Genomic DNA, 15,609 nt, shown 5'->3' on the forward strand with positions numbered 1-15,609 from the left:
ACTATTTGAAAATTGACAGAACCTCAGCTTCAAAAGTTTTGAGCGACATGTTGATATAAAAATGCAGCATATTGGGGGCAATATGCTGCATTTTCTCTTTTCGTTAGGAGCATCGAGAACGCAAAGAGAAACCCGTTAATCATTCTAAGTAGAGCTAGTGGTCAAACAATCTCGGAACACCCGTTTGCACACAAACATCATTCAAACGTTTTTGTGCCGTGAGAATGTTCTCTTTCCAACGTTCATCTTGAGCCCACATCTCGATCACGAGTGGTACAACGCACTCAGTCTCTTTCAACGTTTCAAAAATGGCATTGAAGTCAACTTCACCATCACCAATCACTAAGTCTCGAAACTGCCCTTTGTACTCGTCAGTCACTTTATAAGTGTCTTTGAGGTGGATCTGAGTGATATGAGGCTTACTCAGTTTTAGCTCAGTCACTATGTCGTAATTCCAACCAGAGATATTGCCCACATCCGGATACGCCGTGAAATACGGTGAATTGACTTCGCGACTCAGCACTTCGAACTTACTCAAAGAGTTCAAGTAATCGGTATCCATGATTTCCACAGCAAGCATTACGCCCGACCTTTCAGCCAACCGCGCCGAAAGCTTCATTCCTTCAATGAACCTGTGGTGAGTCACTTTATCGGCTGGCTCGTAGTAAACGTCATACCCAGCCAATTGGATGGTACGAATACCCAATTTGTAAGCGAGTGAGATAGCTTTTTCCATATGGATGATAGCTTGTTCTCGAATCGCAGGATCTGCTGAACCAAATGGGAACTTGCGATGCGCGCTTAAACACATGGATTGCAGCGGTACACCATGCTTTTCACACAGGTGACGCAAGGCATACACTTCTTCGTCATTCCAATCTAGTCGACTGCGACGCTCGTCTGATTCGTCTACCGATATCTCAAGAAAATCAAAGCCGAGTTCTTTGGTTTGCTTAAGTTTATCTTCCCAGCTGAGTTTGTTAGGTAGAGCCTTCTCATAAAGCCCAACACGGTGGCGTAACAAGTTTTGATACATAACGCCTCCTAGTTCCAGTAGCGATCGATCTGAGCTTTTAGTGCTTCTGCTGTCTCTTTACCTTTGTCACCCGCAAGTGCGCGACCTGCGATAAAGGTTTTCGCCTTAATGCCTTCAAATAGGTATAGGTCTTCAGGCACGATGCCGCCTGTGATAGAAAGCTCTATGCCCATTTCAGACAATGCACGCATCTTCACGAGATCTTCTTCAGTCCAGCCCACACCAGCCAATTCAGCGTCACGAGAACGGTGATAGATAGCTTGAGAGATACCTAGGTCGACCCAAGATTGAGCGTCATCCATTGTCCAGTTACCATAAATTTCGATTTGGATTTCACCGTTAAATTCATCAGCGACTTTCTTACATGCACCAATGGTTGCGATGTGTGCAGCAGCAGAAACGGTAATCCAATCAGCGCCCGCTTCGAATGCCATACGAGCCAAAATAGCACCGCCATCGGTGGTTTTCATATCGCATACAAGGATATGGTCTGGGTGGTTTTTACGAAGCGTAGAAACCGCCGTCATGCCTTCTGCGAAAGCCAAAATAGTGCCCACTTCAATCACATCAACGAAGCTTTCAACGTTGTTTGCCACTTCAATGGCAGCAGGAAGATTTGTTTGGTCTAGGGCGATCTGAATCATTGGTTTAGTCATGTTGTTATCCTTTAATTTGTTTACGTATTAGACGGGCTAAGCCATCATGGTTGTTATCTGTTGAGCACACGCATTGAACGTGTGACTTGACGATGTCATCAGCATTGAGCATCGCTACGCCTAACCCGGCGTACTTGAGCATGGAAATGTCATTGTGGTTATCACCGACGGCAATGACGTCATCGGCTTGATAACCGAGTTCTGCGATGTATTCAGCAAGGCGTAGGCCCTTACTGTTACCTTTTGCAGCAAAGTCGATTCGATTTGACCAAGAACGCTCACCGTTGAAGTTCTCTTCTATCCATGGGTGTTGCATTAAACGGTCTACTGAGTCTTGGCTACCTTCCACCACAAACTTCCAAACGTGTTCGGCTTGCTGAGCCGTTTCAATGAATGATCCCACTTGGTAAATTTGAGGGCGATGCTGCTCTGGTGCCGTTTCTGCCCAACTTTCCAATGCCAACATGTAGGCAAATGGGTTGTAGTGTGAGTACGTCATGGCATGCGTGATGTACATGACCATTTTGAGCTGAAACTCGTCTGCCATATCGATGAAGGTCAGCGCTTTGTCTTTATCTATCGCGTTTTGAGTCAGTACCGTTTCAGTTTGATAGTCATAAACATAAGTGCCGTTACAGCAGATGATTGGCGTATCTAACCCCAATTCGTAGTAATAAGGTCGTGCTGCTGTGTGGTGTCGACCAGTCACAATCACGACATGACAACTTTGTTTGGCTTCTTGGATCGCCTTTTTCAGTTCTGGATGAATCGTGTGATCATCCTTTAACACGGTTCCATCGAGATCTAACGCCAGCACTTTATACATAGAGTCCTCTCACTTATTCCCTGAAGTCGGGCCTAATCAATATTGAAACTACTTAGAGTCGAAGCTCGTTAAGCGGCTTACTTAAACGGCTTATTTAAACAAAAAGCCGATTTACTGTTGGCCGTAATAAGCATTTTCACCGTGCTTACGTAAGTAGTGTTTGTCGGATAGTTCTGGCTGAATTTTGATGCCGCTATTCAAGGTGCGCGTTGCCAACGCCATTGCAGACACTTCTTCTAATACCACCGCGTTGTGAACCGCATCGTTGGCGTCTTTGCCCCAAGAGAAAGGCGCATGTCCTGCAACAATCACGCTGGGAACAGCCATTGGATCGATTCGACGCTGCTTGAACTCTTCAATGATCACCAAGCCAGTATTTTTCTCGTACTCTTCAGCAATTTCAGAGTGAGACAATCGACGTGTACATGGGATGTCACCGTAGAAATAGTCCGCATGAGTAGTGCCCAAGGCTGGAATATCGATACCGGCTTGTGCCCAAATTGTGGCACTGCGTGAATGCGTGTGAACAATGCCACTGACCTCAGGGAAAGCTTTGTAAAGCTCTAAATGAGTTGCGGTATCACTTGAAGGATTAAGTTTCCCTTCAACAATGTTGCCTTCTAGATCGACGACCACCATATCTTCAGCTGTCATATCGCAGTATTCGACACCTGATGGCTTAATCGCTATCACGCCATTAGTACGGTCAAACTCAGAAACATTACCCCAAGTGAATGTCACCAAACCATACTTCGGAAGCTGCAAATTGGCTTCTAAGACGCGTTGTTTCAGTTGGCTATATTTAGACATAGTTGTCTCCTTACGCTGCTTCCGCTTGCAGTAACGCAGCATCAATTAAACGCGCCACTTCTTCTGGGCTTTTGCATGCGCGAAGTTTTGAGAAGTCTTCATCGAATTCAATTAGGTTCGCCACTTGCATCGTACCTTCGATGTGCTCTTCTGAATCTTTACCCGCTAGCGTGATCAGTACGTCAACAGGCTCATCAACACCTTCAAAAGTAATCGGGGTTTCCAGCACGGTTAACGCAAACCCGGTACGAATCACACCATCTTCAGGGCGGCAATGAGGCAGAGCGAACGCATCGTGAATACAGATATAAGGGCCTTCTTCACCAATCGCTTTGGTAATCGCGTCGTAGTAACGCTCTTCAGCAACACCGGCTTTAACCAATGCGTCAGTACCTAGCTTGATCGCCGCTTTCCAGTCAGTGGCTTTTGCGTTCAGTAGGATAGAGTTATTCTTGATAAGAGATTCTTTTAAGTTCATGTTATTGCTCACTTATATAATTGTTTTTATTGGCTCAGCAGTGCGATACCACTGAGCCGCTTATCATTATTTATGGAAGTTGTTCTCGATGATGGAAACAAGCTCGTCACCGAAAGTTTTCACCATAATCATGTTCTTAACCGCTAACTGTTGCTTACCTTCCGGCAGGCCCGTGATCTTCGCTGCAAGAGCAACCGAAGTAACGATGATGTCGAATGAACCAAGGTGCGATTTGTAATCGGTGATAGCGCTGTTAAAGGTCGAGCTTGGGATGCCTTTCTTGTCTAAGTACTCTTTGATTTTCTTAGAACACATCATTGAAGAACCTTGCCCTGAACCACAGCACACTAAGACACGAACCGGTTTCTGATCAGCTGCCGTTGTAGAAGCTGAAGGAGCTTGAGCAGTTGCTGTCGATTGTTGTGGAACCGCAACTTCAACCTCAATGCCTTCAGGTGTTACTGCGGTCATTGTTTCAGCGGCAGCTTCTGCGTCTTCTTCAGCTCGTAGTTGCTTAGAAGCGAAGAACATGTAGACACCAGCCAGAGCCAAAATCACAAAGAAGAACATGCTAGAGCTTGAGATACCTTGCATGATAGGTGGGAATACCAGAGCCCAGTCAGCCATACCCATCCAGCCATTAAACTCAGTACCAGATTGAGCAAAGATGTGGATTGCCCAAGCAGAACCAACCACTTCGATGATGCCCATCACGAAACAAATCTTCATTACTGCTTTCCAGCCACCAAAGTGGTTAGCAAACACGCCAATGGTTGCGTTCGAGAAGAACATTGGAATAAAGCCAGGGATGATCATGATTGGTGCGTCAAACGCTAACATTGCAAGAACAGCGGTGAATTGACCAACCGCACCCCACATGAAGCCGAACACCATTGCGTTTGGAGAGTATGCATAGATAGCTGCACAATCGATTGCTAACACAGCGTTAGGAATAAGACGTTGAGAAATACCGTTAAAGGCCTCGGACAATTCCGCTACGAACATACGAACGCCGGTGACGATAACTTGAATCGCTACTGCGAATTTCAAACCCGTTTCGAAAATGTAGATAAACCAGTGTGTTTTACCTGCCATGTCTTGAAGGTTATCAAGACCAAACGAAAGAAGAATGATGCCAAAGAAAGCCGTCATTACGAGTGTTGTCGCTGCAATGCTATCGTGGAAAATATGTAGCCATTTAGGCAGTTTAATGTGGTCGACGCTGTCATTCTTGTCGCCAAGCTTAGGAGCAACCTTGGTTGCTATCCAAGATGCAAACTGTTGTTGGTGACCTATAGAGAACCCCGCTCCGCCAGTCACTTCTTGAGTCGGCTTGAACATGATGTTTGACGAGATACCCCAGTACAACGCCATCAATATTGCAGAATAGATGATGGTTTCCCACATACCTGCGCCAAGCACGAAGTAGAAAACAGCAATGAGGCCAGCTTGCTGGAACATGATATGTCCCGTCAGCATGATGGTTCTGATACCAGTAATACGGCGGAAGGCAACAAGTAGAATGTTGAGCCCAAGTGCCATTAATACGGCATAACCAACCCAAGAGTAATTGTCGCCCATAGTTTCCATGGTGGACATCATGGATGTGTACGGGTCAATCACCGACCCTGTCAATCCATGTATTTCACTCATTTTCTCGATAACCGGTTTAAAACCCGCTACCAATGTTCCTGCACCTACCTGCACTATCATGAAACCAACGATGGTTTTAATAGAGCCGGAGATAATAGTTGTTGCGTCACGCTTGAGTAGAATGTAACCCAGACAAGTAACAAGACCGAGTAGCAACGGTGCTTTGGTCATTACCTGACTGTAAAAAATATAGAAAATATCATATAAGAATTCCATATCTTTACCCCTGATTAATTTTTAATTTTAATGGTATGTAGGATGTGATGATGTCTAGTTTTGCTCACGAACTAGACTTTACCAATCAAAAGTAATCATTCAATGCTCACTTGTGATTACTTTGATTTATATCAATTAACCACACCCAGAATGTGCCTAATTGAGCTTCGGATCACACCAAAAAACAACAAATCAAATAAAATCAATGACTTATAAATCATTGTGATTAAGATCTAGTTTTTATAGCAATGTGGTTTGACAATCATGATGGTGATTATTAGAATCAAAACAAATCAAAAGTAATCATCAAATTGTCACAACGACATAAAGAGTGATAAATATGAATGAAGTACAAAGACATAACGGCATCGTGTCGCTATTAGAAGATATGCAGACAATAAACGTCTCACATATTATTGATAAATTTAGTGTTTCACCTGCTACTGCAAGACGTGACATCGCTAAATTAGATGAAGTTGGCCGACTTAGAAAAGTTCGAAATGGCGCTGAACGAATAGAGAATCAGAAGAGAAAGTGGTCACCACTCAATATTAACAGCACTGAGTTTTATGAAGAGAAAGCTGAGATTGCGCAAGCAGCAGCTGGACTTTGCGAGGCTGGAGATACCGTTGTGATCAACTGTGGTTCTACTGCGTTCCTACTTGGACAACAGTTATGTGGGGAAGATGTACAGATCGTAACGAACTACTTCCCACTCGCAAGCTACTTGATCAACGAAGATCATGACGATGTCATCATCATTGGCGGTCAATACAACAAAGCACAGAACATCTTTTTAAACCCAGCACCGAATTCATTAGGTGGTTATGCCGGAAACTGGATGTTTACCTCTGGTAAAGGCTTAACCGATGCAGGGCTCTACAAAGCCGACATGTTAACCGCAGTCGCCGAGCAACAAATGCTTGAACAAGTCGATAAACTCGTTGTTGTTGTCGACAGTTCAAAGGTTGGACAACGTACCGGAATGCTCTTTTGCAGCACCAAGCAAATAGACATCGTCATCACTGGTAAAGATGCCAACCCCGAAGTCGTTAAGCGGATTGAAGCTCAAGGGACGCAAGTCATCCTAGTTTAAATCGAAGGGCTAACTAGCCCACCAATAATAATAAATTTAGCTCAGTGCCTTAATCAAAATTAAGGCGCTCGGCTCCCTACATCCAAAATTAATCAAATTATTGAAATAAAAGGTATTATCATGAGCAACGTAAACGAAATCACTCGCGAGTCTTGGATTCTAAATACATTCCCTGAGTGGGGCACATGGTTAAATGAAGAGATCGAGCAAACTGTCGTGCAACCGAATACATTTTCTATGTGGTGGCTTGGCTGTACAGGTATTTGGCTAAAATCGGAAGGTGGTGCAAACCTATCAATGGACTTCTGGTGTGGTACTGGTAAAAAAACACAAGCTGTTCAAAAAATGAAAAACCAGCACCAAATGATGCGTATGGGCGGTGTTGAAGCACTTCAGCCAAACCTACGTACTGCAATCTTCCCATTGGACCCTTTCGCTATTAAAGAGATCGATGCGGTTATGGCATCTCATGATCACGGCGACCACATTGACATCAACGTTGCTGCAGCCGTTCTACAAAACTGTGGTGAGCACGTTAAATTCATTGGTCCTAAAGCGTGTGTTGATTTATGGATGAAATGGGGTGTGCCAGAAGATCGTTGTGTTATCGCGAAAGTTGGCGACGAGATTAAGATCAAAGACGTCAATATTAAGGTTCTTGATGCATTCGACCGTACTGCACTTGTGACACTTCCTGAAGGCACTTCTTCTTTAGACACTGATATCTTAGGTGGCATGGACGATCGTGCAGTGAACTACCTAGTAGAAACGACAGGCGGTTCAGTTTACCACTCTGGTGATTCTCACTACTCAAACTACTACGCTAAGCACGGTAATGACCACAAGATCGACGTTGCACTGCTTTCTTACGGTGAGAACCCACGTGGCGTGACTGACAAAATGACATCTTCAGACATTTTACGTGCCGCTGAATCGTTGGATTGTGAAGTCGTGGTTCCTTTCCACCACGATATCTGGGCTAACTTCCAAAATGACCCACGTGAAATTGAAATGCTGTGGAACATGAAGAAAGAACGTCTGCAATACGGCTTCGCACCTTTCTTCTGGCAAGTCGGTGGTCGATACACTTACCCAACAGATAAAGGTCGCATGCACTACCAACACTTCCGTGGTTTTGCAGATATCTTTAAAAATGACCCAGAACTGCCATACCGCGCATTCTTGTAATCATTAAGATCAACATTATCTAGGGAGCGATTCGCTCCCTTTTTTAATCATCGAATAAGGATATTGATATGGTCTTGCGTGAGTTCAAAAGCCACTTTAGTCGTGGCGACCTTAAAGCCGCAATTGGTGTCGTTTCACCAGGAGCCAATGGTTATTACTTAATGGTGAAGAGTAACAAATGGGGCGTGAACAGTTTTCTCGAGTCCGACAGAAAGATGCAACCTAGAGTGTTTAAGACTCAACAGGCGTTGTTGAACGCGGCAAAAGCAATCGGCTTCCCTTATCACTCCATTGATATTCAACATTTGTAATCTCGTATCTAGAGACTTGATATCAAGCGTTCCAGACTTGATTACCCGCTCCGAAACATTCCCTTATCCACTCGACAAAAATAATTCTTACAATTAAGCGTTTATATTCATTAATAATATTGTCATCAGACGGCATAATGGTCACAAATCCCTTCAGCGAGTCTGGTTATGTTCTACAAGTACCTTTTGCCATTGGCTTTACCACTTACTTTTGTGCTTCCTGCACAGGCCGAAACATTTAATAAGCGAATGGAACGTATCAGACAAGAAAATGCGCTTGCGAAAACCATGACTGACACGCAGGTTAAATTGATACAAAAAGTAGTGCAAACCAACCACTGCGCTAAGGTGGCATTAACTCACCACCAACGCATTTTAGGTCAATACCAAGTTGAGACATCCTCTTCCGAGTTGTTCGTCAAATGGCGTAAACTTGGCAAGCAACTAGACAAGAAATATGAGACCGATTACCCCGGTTATCCAAAGCATGTTTTTCAAGAATATCCGGCAGCCTCAAGCAAAGTCGATGGTTATTTATTTGCATTGATCGACAACGGTTTAAACGAACAATCTTGGATCGCCAAAGAGTTCAAACAGTGTAAAAGCAACAAGCTGATTTCACGAACTTAAGCTCGAATTAGCGTGAGTTCAAAATAACGCTAATTCGTATTCACCCTAGCTCAAGTACTCTCTAATACTCTCTAATACTCTCTAATACTCTCTAACTAAACTCTAATAGAGCAAAAACAGCCCCTCATAACCGCCAATTTGAATCTCAGTCACATACTCACCGATGTTGCCATTTTCATCGACGGGCTTCATTGGCACATCCAATGTAATCGTCAGCTTTGGCGTTTCATAAAAGCTCATATTCTTACCGTGGAAATCAGTGCGATATAGCACTCGTCCACTGCTAAACTCTCTTGCCAATACCATATCCTCAGGGCCACCAGCCACGACTGAACGTGCAGACTGATACAAGAAATAGGTGTGCGTGGGAGACAGGTGAGTCAGTCCATTGGGTAGGTCGGCGTGCACGACTTCATTCATCGACGAATCACCAACGATGGTGTAATCCGCAGACTCTGGTGTACTGGTCGACATCATCAAAGGAATGGCATTAAAACCGTCAGGTATTCGTGCGTTAGGCTCACCTAAATCGACAGCCAATAACGAACTGGGTTGATAGGCGACGTTTTTGGGTACCCCACTCTTCCAGAAATTGTCTTGAGTCGTGTTGTCACTCCCATAGACATAGCCATTGTTCCATTGATTAAAATAGCTGTGTTGCGCGTGATGATTAAGATAATAAATAGCCAACGCTGAATATTGGTCCTGTTTCCAGTTCTGTTCACTGCTTCCAAAGAACTGAACCCTACCAAAACGAGTCGTCGCTTGGAAAATCACACTTTGATCGGCATACGCCAATGCGGAGTTATCCCAAGATTTAGAGATACCTGAATAGCCACTAAAGCCTGTAGACGGGAACAAATAATGCTCTCTGAGGTACAAGGAACCAGCCTCAACAAGATGAGATTGACCATTACGACCAAACAAATTGGCCGTTCCAATATTCAAAGCAATGAGAGCATCACTATTGAGTGAAGCGAGGCTTTTTAGGAAGTGAGCAAATTGTGTTTTATAAAGCTGATCCGCTTCTGGCGAGCCAGCAATCAACCCAAGCTCTTGAACAGTGCCGCCCGAATGAACATAGAACTGGTTTTCGCCAAGCAACTTGTTGGTGTCATCATTGTAAGCGCCATTTAGCCCCTGCTCAGCCCAGCTTTGCTGATAGTAAGCGTGAACCGCCGATAAGTAGTCAGGATTAGCAACGTTAGTCAGTGCCCATGAAGAGTTCTGGCTCCACATTCGCCCGAATGGCACCACACGAGACTCCCAACGAAATCGAGCGGTGGCTTTTTTATTGGTGCGATTTTTATATTCACTTTGTGACAAGTAATTGTCTTGATTAATGTCGGCCGAGACATCAAAACCACGGATCTTACGCCACTGGCTGATTGCACTTCCATCTAGTGTGACTTCCGGTGCATTGGTTACCTTCACCACCGGAAAACTGTTTCTCAACTTCACATCTTTAAGGTGCGGCCTCTCATCTGCGTTATCACCTTGCCAACGGATTCTCACCACATACAAACGTCCGCCATCGCGTACAAAAGTCGAGCCAAAATACTGACCGCTGCCATAGCTGGCGCCGCTACCATCGTGTGTGGTTGCCCTAACCCAATCAGATGGAAGATCCCATAGCACTGATTGGTTCTTAGTCATATTAATGGTTTTGTCTTTCTTTAAATCCAACACAGACCATTGTGAAACCTGCCCATGGGCATCAACTTCAGTTGGATACTCAAGCCAAAACTGACCACCCGAGGCAAATTGAGAGAACTTCAGCGTCAACCTGTCGAACTGCTCGGCGTGATACACATAAAGCGCACCGCCTTGTTCGAAATTTTCAAACACATCAACATCCCAAGGCGGTTGTTGATAGAGCCAAAAGCCCGCATGGTCTTCACTTGCGGTATAACCGACGATCATGGGCTTGCGATTTAGGAGAGTGTTTTCACCGTGAGTTTTGTCGACTTCAGCAATCACAGTATCTTCAGAGAAGTGCAGGAAGAAATCTTCAAAATTAACGCCATTTAGCGCTGCGTTATTACGAAGATCGTCTTCTAGCCAACCAGAGTTGAGTTCCAACTTTTGGTTGTACATGTAACCAATCGCAGTAACTCGTTCATTGTCAGATTTGTCTGCATAAGAGCCAAACACGATGTCGTTATTGGTAATTTCCCAATCAATAATTTCACGTTCAGACATTGGAGAGTTGTCTAAATCAACAGCCTGCTGATGTAATCCAGGTAAAACAATCGCAGTGCCAGCAGCAAAAGAGTAACTAGCGGTTAGGTATGAAGGAATGAGAGCTAGTAACCATAAAATGTAGGTTTTCATTATTAAATTGTCCTAATCGATACAGCCGTTACTCGAAATACGAGACGAAAAGTCAGCCAACTTACGTGTCAATTTAGGAATCAAAATACGAAAAAAGTATCGGTTAGAAATGTGTATTGATCAAGCGTCAAGGTGTCTTGTTAACTTGCTATCCAAAAACGACTTGGAATACCCGATTTAAGTCAGTATGTTAGAAAGAAAGCTAAAAACTTATAATCTTAATTTTGCTGACAAGCCAAGTATTCGATTGTCACGATTCTCTGCTTCACTTTTTCTCATTATGAGAATTAAGTCGAACGAACAGTGAACGCACGATAACCAAAAAGGCAACTCAGTTTGGGATAGGTTAATCTTGTTGGTCGAAGGAAAACGGAACGCGGGAACTGGATTTACTGCATCTAATCTCAATTTCAATGCCACTCTATTGAAACTCAATTGGGATAGGTTAGTCTCGGAAGCTATATAGGAACGATGACGATAGAGAGTGGTAAATAAAGCAATGTACGTTGACTATCATAAGCGGCTGATTCCCGTTGTCCGCTATTTAGAGAAACACTTTAACGAGCCACTCAACCTAATCGAAGTCGCGGCGTTAGCCAACTTTTCACCCTACCATTTTCATCGCACCTTTAAAGCCGTTCAAGGCGAGACGCTTGCTGATTTCATCAGGCGACTGAGGCTTGAATCCGCAGCTGATGATCTTTTCAAATCCAAGCAACCAGTCCTGAATATCGCACTGGAATATGGTTTCTCGTCCTCGCAAAGCTTGGCCAAAGCATTCAAACAGCACTTTGGAGTAACTCCTACGGCATTTCGTGATTGTGAAGATTACCAAGCGTTTTCTGAGTTGACACGAAGTAGCAAGATTGGACACACGTTGCGCAAGAATGGAAACGCAGCAACCGCAGGCAATTCATATACTGACTCCGAACCAACAACATGGAGTAGGACAATGAAAACGCAACAATTCGAACCGTCAAAACTAGCGTATGTACGAGTGACAGGCCCCTATGGACAGGGTTATGAAGAACCAAGTGGTCGTCTTTATCAATGGGCCGAAATGAAAGGGTTAGCGGGTAACAGCTGCATCTTTATCTATCATGACAATCCAGAAATCACGCCGAACGATAAATGCCGTACTGACATCTGCTTGATGGTTTCAGACGACACTGAAGTACCAAATGGGATCGAATTGAAAGATTTTCCCGGCGGACAATATGCAGTGATGCGCCAAACCATCACCGAGCCAAGCCAATACGCTAAAGCGTGGGACGACCTGATGAGTAAGGTCATAGAGTCCGGCATCGAAACCGAAGACCGACCTTGCTTTGAGCTTTACCACAGCTACGATCAACAAACTCAGCATTCAGACGTTAGCTTCTGCACCGCAATTAAATAACAAAAAAAAATTCAGTAACAAAGCCTGCCTCGCGTAGGCTTTCGTTCTTTAGTTAACGAACCAATAAGGACTCTTACGAAAGCTTCTTAAAGTCTATGGTTCCACTTCCCTTGATGGTCGCGGTCGCAATTTTCTTGTGTATCGTAACTGACGTGCTTATCGATATTCTTCAATGTAATCCCAACCTGACTAAACGCCTTTTGGATAGCAACAGAGACCTCCTGCTGACCTCCTCCGTCTAAGAAGTTCGTTCTATCCTGATTGGTATCGAATACGCAGACGATTTTCAAACTTTGCGGGAATGAAGAGAAATTGACCGTATGAGTCACCCAAAGAAAACCATCGTAGCTTTTCAACGTATCTTCACACACGTCCGTTAACACGTCTCTGATTTGATTTTCGATCTTCTTATCTGATTTGCGCATGAAGCAAAGTTCCTATTTAACACCTTAAAAAATAAGGTTTTTCGGTCAATATTGTCTTAAGCGACATTGGACACTGTGGCTGTTTCAAATGCAAAGTATTTATTGAGGAGCATGGGCTAGAGGGATTAGAGAAACACCTCATGCTTGATCACTGATGAGGCAATCAAACATGAGACGAATATAGAATTTACGAAGATCTCAGCTTGCCGCTTGTTCCCAATCCGTCAGTAACTTCATGATTACCCGAGAGTCTTGATGAGTCGCCATTGGCGCAGCAAGTTGTGTGTCACCTCGCTCAACCGCTTGGCGAATATTACGCACTTGATAATGGAAGCCATCGCCTTGCGCTTCGACTTTCACTTCACGGGTCGACGTTTCATAGATCTCAACCGTAAACGTGTTTTCTGCAGTCGGTAGCCATGGATTTGTGTCGAGAGTGATACAGCCTTTACTACCTAGAATCGTAAAACCATGCTTTAAGCCGTGGTCCTCTGCAGTATGGATTTGAGCAGTGAAGTGGTCGTTGAAGCGTATCATCGCCGATGATTCACAGATATTGCCATCTTGGCCTCGTCGACCGATTGCTGAGATCTGCACATCATCGAACACGCTCTCGCCAAATTGCTGCTGCGCAACAGAATGAATCAGCGACATTGGGTAACAACCTAAGTTGTACAACGCGCCTTTGCTCGCAGGGTTAACGAACTGGTCAATCGCCGCAACGTAGGAACCTTGGATCGAGCGCACTTCGCCAATCTCACCTGTCGCCAACTCTTGATGAAGCTTAGCGATAAGTGGATGGTTTAGATACATCAAACCTTCTGCGAAGAACACGCCAGATGCTTCCACCGCTTGCAGAGCTTGCTCAGTTTTTTCCATATCAACCGATAACGATTTTTCACACAAGATCGCTTTGCCTTTTTGAGCGGCTTTAATCACGTATTCGTGGTGAACGTGGTTAGGTAACGCGATGTAGATAATGTCGACTGACTCGTCTTCAATCAAGGCTTCATAGTTGTTGAAGATCAGTGTTGGTTGGTATTGGGCTACAAACTCGTTCAGTGTTTTCTCTGTGCGCCCTGCGACGGCATACAGCTCGCTTTGTGCATCGCCTTTGATCGCATCCGCCATTACGCCTGAGATAAAGCTGGTTCCTAGGATTCCCCATTTCATGGCTTAGATCTCCTTCTTATGAGTTTCAAATGCTTGTACTAATTCCGTTATATCACGCTCAATAAACGCTTGAGTATGCGGCATCACAAAATGCTGATTGATTGCTTCACGGTTTGCGTATTGCTCAAGCAAAATCACACGATCGCTTTGGTTTTGATCATAAGTTGCAATCGCTTGTAAGCAGCCCGGCTCACTCTGCATATCTAGGCAAAACTGTTCGATGGCTTCAATCGCAGCCTCACGATCAATGTTGGTTTTAATCTTAAGTTCGGCAGTAACAAAGATGGCTTCATTCGTTTGAGGCATTTCACGCTCTTATTTTAGTTAATTATCGGTTTGCCATTAATATAATTAACCCCTAATAATTGATAAACTCTCCTTTTGTTTATTATTTATCAACCGAGAGTGTTCAATGGATAAGTTAACCAGCATGAAAGTCTTCATTTACGTGGTAGAGCAAGGCAGCTTTCGCAGTGCCGCCAACCACTTCAACTTGTCGGCAACCATGATCAGTAAACATGTCCACCACCTTGAAACGAGCCTCAACTCTCAACTGATTCATCGCACCACGCGTAAGCAGTCTTTAACCGATTCAGGTCAACTTTATTATCGAGAATGTAAGCGAATTCTCGAAGACATCAGCAATGCTGAAAACCTAATTCAAACCTTGGAGAACCAGCCACAAGGGACGGTAAAGATAAACTGCCCGGTCACCTATGGGAACAAGGTGCTTGCCCCGATTGTGGCTAAGTTCCTCGCGCATCACCCGACGATTAATGTCGAACTCGTGTTGAACAACGATCTTGTCGATCCTTATTCATCCGATATTGATTTGATTGTGCGAATTGGTGAGCTGTCTGACTCCAGTTTAGTCGCCAGATACTTAGGGGATTATGAGATGTGTTACTGCGCGGCTCCTGAGTACCTTAACCAACATGCTGAGATCTGCGTGTTGGAAGATCTCGCACAACACCCATCGCTTGGATTCAGCTATAGCAGTCGTCGTGATGTGAATGGTCGTGATTCACAAATTCGTAATACGCAAAACAGTGAATCGCAACTCCTAGCCCCTCAGAACTACCAAGCAACACATAGCGCGGTGAATAAAGGGCAAGTACGTTTGATGTCGAATAATGGGGATGTATTGCGATATGCTGCCCTTCAAGGCGTAGGCGTCTTGTTACAGCCGACTATCTTAGTTGCAGAAGAAATTGAGCGTGGAATGCTATTGGAGATCTTGCCCGGCATGGCACCGTTACCCAAACCGATTCACTTACTCTACAAAACCAAGCAACTGTCGTTGAAGAACCGAACCTTTGTCGAATTCTTGTTAGCCACTCTTTCTGAGTAACTAAGCGCTTTCTAAACAACAAAGAAC

16 protein-coding genes are annotated in these 15,609 nt (G+C 44.3%); 6 read left to right on the forward strand and 10 right to left on the reverse strand.

The genetic code is table 11. From position 1 onward, the window contains the following. Positions 1-154 precede the first annotated feature (154 nt). The 6 genes from QWZ07_RS04460 to QWZ07_RS04485 form a co-directional block, all read right to left on the reverse strand. Positions 155-1,036 (reverse strand): L-ribulose-5-phosphate 3-epimerase, encoded by an 882-nt coding sequence (locus QWZ07_RS04460; protein ID WP_192853645.1) that lies wholly within the window; start codon positions 1,034-1,036, stop codon positions 155-157. Positions 1,037-1,044: 8 nt separating this feature from the next. Further along, positions 1,045-1,692 carry a 3-keto-L-gulonate-6-phosphate decarboxylase UlaD gene (locus tag QWZ07_RS04465; RefSeq protein WP_009845897.1) on the reverse strand — a complete coding sequence of 216 codons (648 nt, stop codon included), beginning with the start codon at positions 1,690-1,692 and terminating at the stop codon, positions 1,045-1,047. Positions 1,693-1,696: 4 nt separating this feature from the next. Further along, the gene (locus tag QWZ07_RS04470) at positions 1,697-2,518 is read right to left on the reverse strand and encodes a pyridoxal phosphatase (RefSeq protein WP_192853644.1); all 822 of its coding nucleotides are present in this window, start codon (positions 2,516-2,518) and stop codon (positions 1,697-1,699) included. A 111-nt stretch (positions 2,519-2,629) separates the two neighbouring features. After that, positions 2,630-3,328 (reverse strand): L-ribulose-5-phosphate 4-epimerase, encoded by a 699-nt coding sequence (locus QWZ07_RS04475; RefSeq protein ID WP_016787381.1) that lies wholly within the window; start codon positions 3,326-3,328, stop codon positions 2,630-2,632. Between the two features lie 10 nt (positions 3,329-3,338). After that, on the reverse strand, positions 3,339-3,806 hold the full coding sequence (locus QWZ07_RS04480) for a PTS sugar transporter subunit IIA (protein WP_017092749.1): 468 nt from the start codon (positions 3,804-3,806) through the stop codon (positions 3,339-3,341). Between the two features lie 66 nt (positions 3,807-3,872). Next, positions 3,873-5,675, reverse strand: coding sequence for a PTS ascorbate-specific subunit IIBC (locus QWZ07_RS04485; protein ID WP_192853643.1), 1,803 nt, complete (start codon positions 5,673-5,675; stop codon positions 3,873-3,875). Between the two features lie 340 nt (positions 5,676-6,015). Between QWZ07_RS04485 and ulaR the strand changes: the two genes are divergently transcribed. From ulaR to QWZ07_RS04505, 4 genes are all read left to right on the forward strand, one after another. Continuing rightward, positions 6,016-6,771: an HTH-type transcriptional regulator UlaR gene (gene ulaR / locus QWZ07_RS04490; protein ID WP_052879211.1), complete on the forward strand. Its 756-nt coding sequence runs from the start codon at positions 6,016-6,018 to the stop codon at positions 6,769-6,771. A gap of 120 nt (positions 6,772-6,891) precedes the next feature. Then, positions 6,892-7,959, forward strand: coding sequence for an L-ascorbate 6-phosphate lactonase (gene ulaG / locus QWZ07_RS04495; RefSeq protein WP_017089479.1), 1,068 nt, complete (start codon positions 6,892-6,894; stop codon positions 7,957-7,959). 68 nt (positions 7,960-8,027) lie between these two features. Continuing rightward, positions 8,028-8,270, forward strand: a complete 243-nt coding sequence (locus tag QWZ07_RS04500; protein WP_192853642.1) for a hypothetical protein — start codon at positions 8,028-8,030, stop codon at positions 8,268-8,270. A 168-nt stretch (positions 8,271-8,438) separates the two neighbouring features. Further along, a complete protein-coding gene (locus QWZ07_RS04505; protein ID WP_017108894.1) occupies positions 8,439-8,900 on the forward strand; it encodes a hypothetical protein in 462 nt (153 codons plus the stop codon). Positions 8,901-9,002: 102 nt separating this feature from the next. On the opposite strand, the gene QWZ07_RS04510 is transcribed toward QWZ07_RS04505, so the two are convergent. Next, complete coding sequence (locus QWZ07_RS04510; protein WP_192853641.1) at positions 9,003-11,234, reverse strand: hypothetical protein; 2,232 nt, start codon at positions 11,232-11,234, stop codon at positions 9,003-9,005. A 499-nt stretch (positions 11,235-11,733) separates the two neighbouring features. Here QWZ07_RS04510 and QWZ07_RS04515 point away from each other — a divergent pair, with 499 nt between their 5' ends. Further along, on the forward strand, positions 11,734-12,633 hold the full coding sequence (locus QWZ07_RS04515) for an AraC family transcriptional regulator (RefSeq protein ID WP_192853640.1): 900 nt from the start codon (positions 11,734-11,736) through the stop codon (positions 12,631-12,633). Between the two features lie 86 nt (positions 12,634-12,719). Here the strand turns inward: QWZ07_RS04515 and QWZ07_RS04520 are convergent, their stop codons facing one another. The 3 genes from QWZ07_RS04520 to QWZ07_RS04530 form a co-directional block, all read right to left on the reverse strand. Then, on the reverse strand, positions 12,720-13,058 hold the full coding sequence (locus tag QWZ07_RS04520) for a Fis family transcriptional regulator (RefSeq protein WP_102541992.1): 339 nt from the start codon (positions 13,056-13,058) through the stop codon (positions 12,720-12,722). A 198-nt stretch (positions 13,059-13,256) separates the two neighbouring features. Further along, on the reverse strand, positions 13,257-14,231 hold the full coding sequence (locus tag QWZ07_RS04525) for a Gfo/Idh/MocA family protein (RefSeq protein ID WP_192853639.1): 975 nt from the start codon (positions 14,229-14,231) through the stop codon (positions 13,257-13,259). Positions 14,232-14,234: 3 nt separating this feature from the next. After that, positions 14,235-14,537 carry a putative quinol monooxygenase gene (locus QWZ07_RS04530; RefSeq protein WP_102559074.1) on the reverse strand — a complete coding sequence of 101 codons (303 nt, stop codon included), beginning with the start codon at positions 14,535-14,537 and terminating at the stop codon, positions 14,235-14,237. Between the two features lie 106 nt (positions 14,538-14,643). Here QWZ07_RS04530 and QWZ07_RS04535 point away from each other — a divergent pair, with 106 nt between their 5' ends. Further along, a complete protein-coding gene (locus QWZ07_RS04535; protein WP_192853638.1) occupies positions 14,644-15,582 on the forward strand; it encodes a LysR substrate-binding domain-containing protein in 939 nt (312 codons plus the stop codon). Positions 15,583-15,609 lie beyond the last annotated feature (27 nt).

Source organism: Vibrio lentus, assembly GCF_030409755.1.
Classification (GTDB): domain Bacteria; phylum Pseudomonadota; class Gammaproteobacteria; order Enterobacterales; family Vibrionaceae; genus Vibrio; species Vibrio lentus.

Excerpts from the sequence above, each read along its gene's own strand:
- QWZ07_RS04460 (WP_192853645.1), bottom strand. The coding sequence starts at position 1,036 with ATGTATCAAAACTTGTTACGCCACCGTGTTGGGCTTTATGAGAAGGCT.
- QWZ07_RS04465 (WP_009845897.1), bottom strand. The coding sequence starts at position 1,692 with ATGACTAAACCAATGATTCAGATCGCCCTAGACCAAACAAATCTTCCT.
- QWZ07_RS04470 (WP_192853644.1), bottom strand. The coding sequence starts at position 2,518 with ATGTATAAAGTGCTGGCGTTAGATCTCGATGGAACCGTGTTAAAGGAT.
- QWZ07_RS04475 (WP_016787381.1), bottom strand. The coding sequence starts at position 3,328 with ATGTCTAAATATAGCCAACTGAAACAACGCGTCTTAGAAGCCAATTTG.
- QWZ07_RS04480 (WP_017092749.1), bottom strand. The coding sequence starts at position 3,806 with ATGAACTTAAAAGAATCTCTTATCAAGAATAACTCTATCCTACTGAAC.
- QWZ07_RS04485 (WP_192853643.1), bottom strand. The coding sequence starts at position 5,675 with ATGGAATTCTTATATGATATTTTCTATATTTTTTACAGTCAGGTAATG.
- ulaR (WP_052879211.1), top strand. The coding sequence starts at position 6,016 with ATGAATGAAGTACAAAGACATAACGGCATCGTGTCGCTATTAGAAGAT.
- ulaG (WP_017089479.1), top strand. The coding sequence starts at position 6,892 with ATGAGCAACGTAAACGAAATCACTCGCGAGTCTTGGATTCTAAATACA.
- QWZ07_RS04500 (WP_192853642.1), top strand. The coding sequence starts at position 8,028 with ATGGTCTTGCGTGAGTTCAAAAGCCACTTTAGTCGTGGCGACCTTAAA.
- QWZ07_RS04505 (WP_017108894.1), top strand. The coding sequence starts at position 8,439 with ATGTTCTACAAGTACCTTTTGCCATTGGCTTTACCACTTACTTTTGTG.
- QWZ07_RS04510 (WP_192853641.1), bottom strand. The coding sequence starts at position 11,234 with ATGAAAACCTACATTTTATGGTTACTAGCTCTCATTCCTTCATACCTA.
- QWZ07_RS04515 (WP_192853640.1), top strand. The coding sequence starts at position 11,734 with ATGTACGTTGACTATCATAAGCGGCTGATTCCCGTTGTCCGCTATTTA.
- QWZ07_RS04520 (WP_102541992.1), bottom strand. The coding sequence starts at position 13,058 with ATGCGCAAATCAGATAAGAAGATCGAAAATCAAATCAGAGACGTGTTA.
- QWZ07_RS04525 (WP_192853639.1), bottom strand. The coding sequence starts at position 14,231 with ATGAAATGGGGAATCCTAGGAACCAGCTTTATCTCAGGCGTAATGGCG.
- QWZ07_RS04530 (WP_102559074.1), bottom strand. The coding sequence starts at position 14,537 with ATGCCTCAAACGAATGAAGCCATCTTTGTTACTGCCGAACTTAAGATT.
- QWZ07_RS04535 (WP_192853638.1), top strand. The coding sequence starts at position 14,644 with ATGGATAAGTTAACCAGCATGAAAGTCTTCATTTACGTGGTAGAGCAA.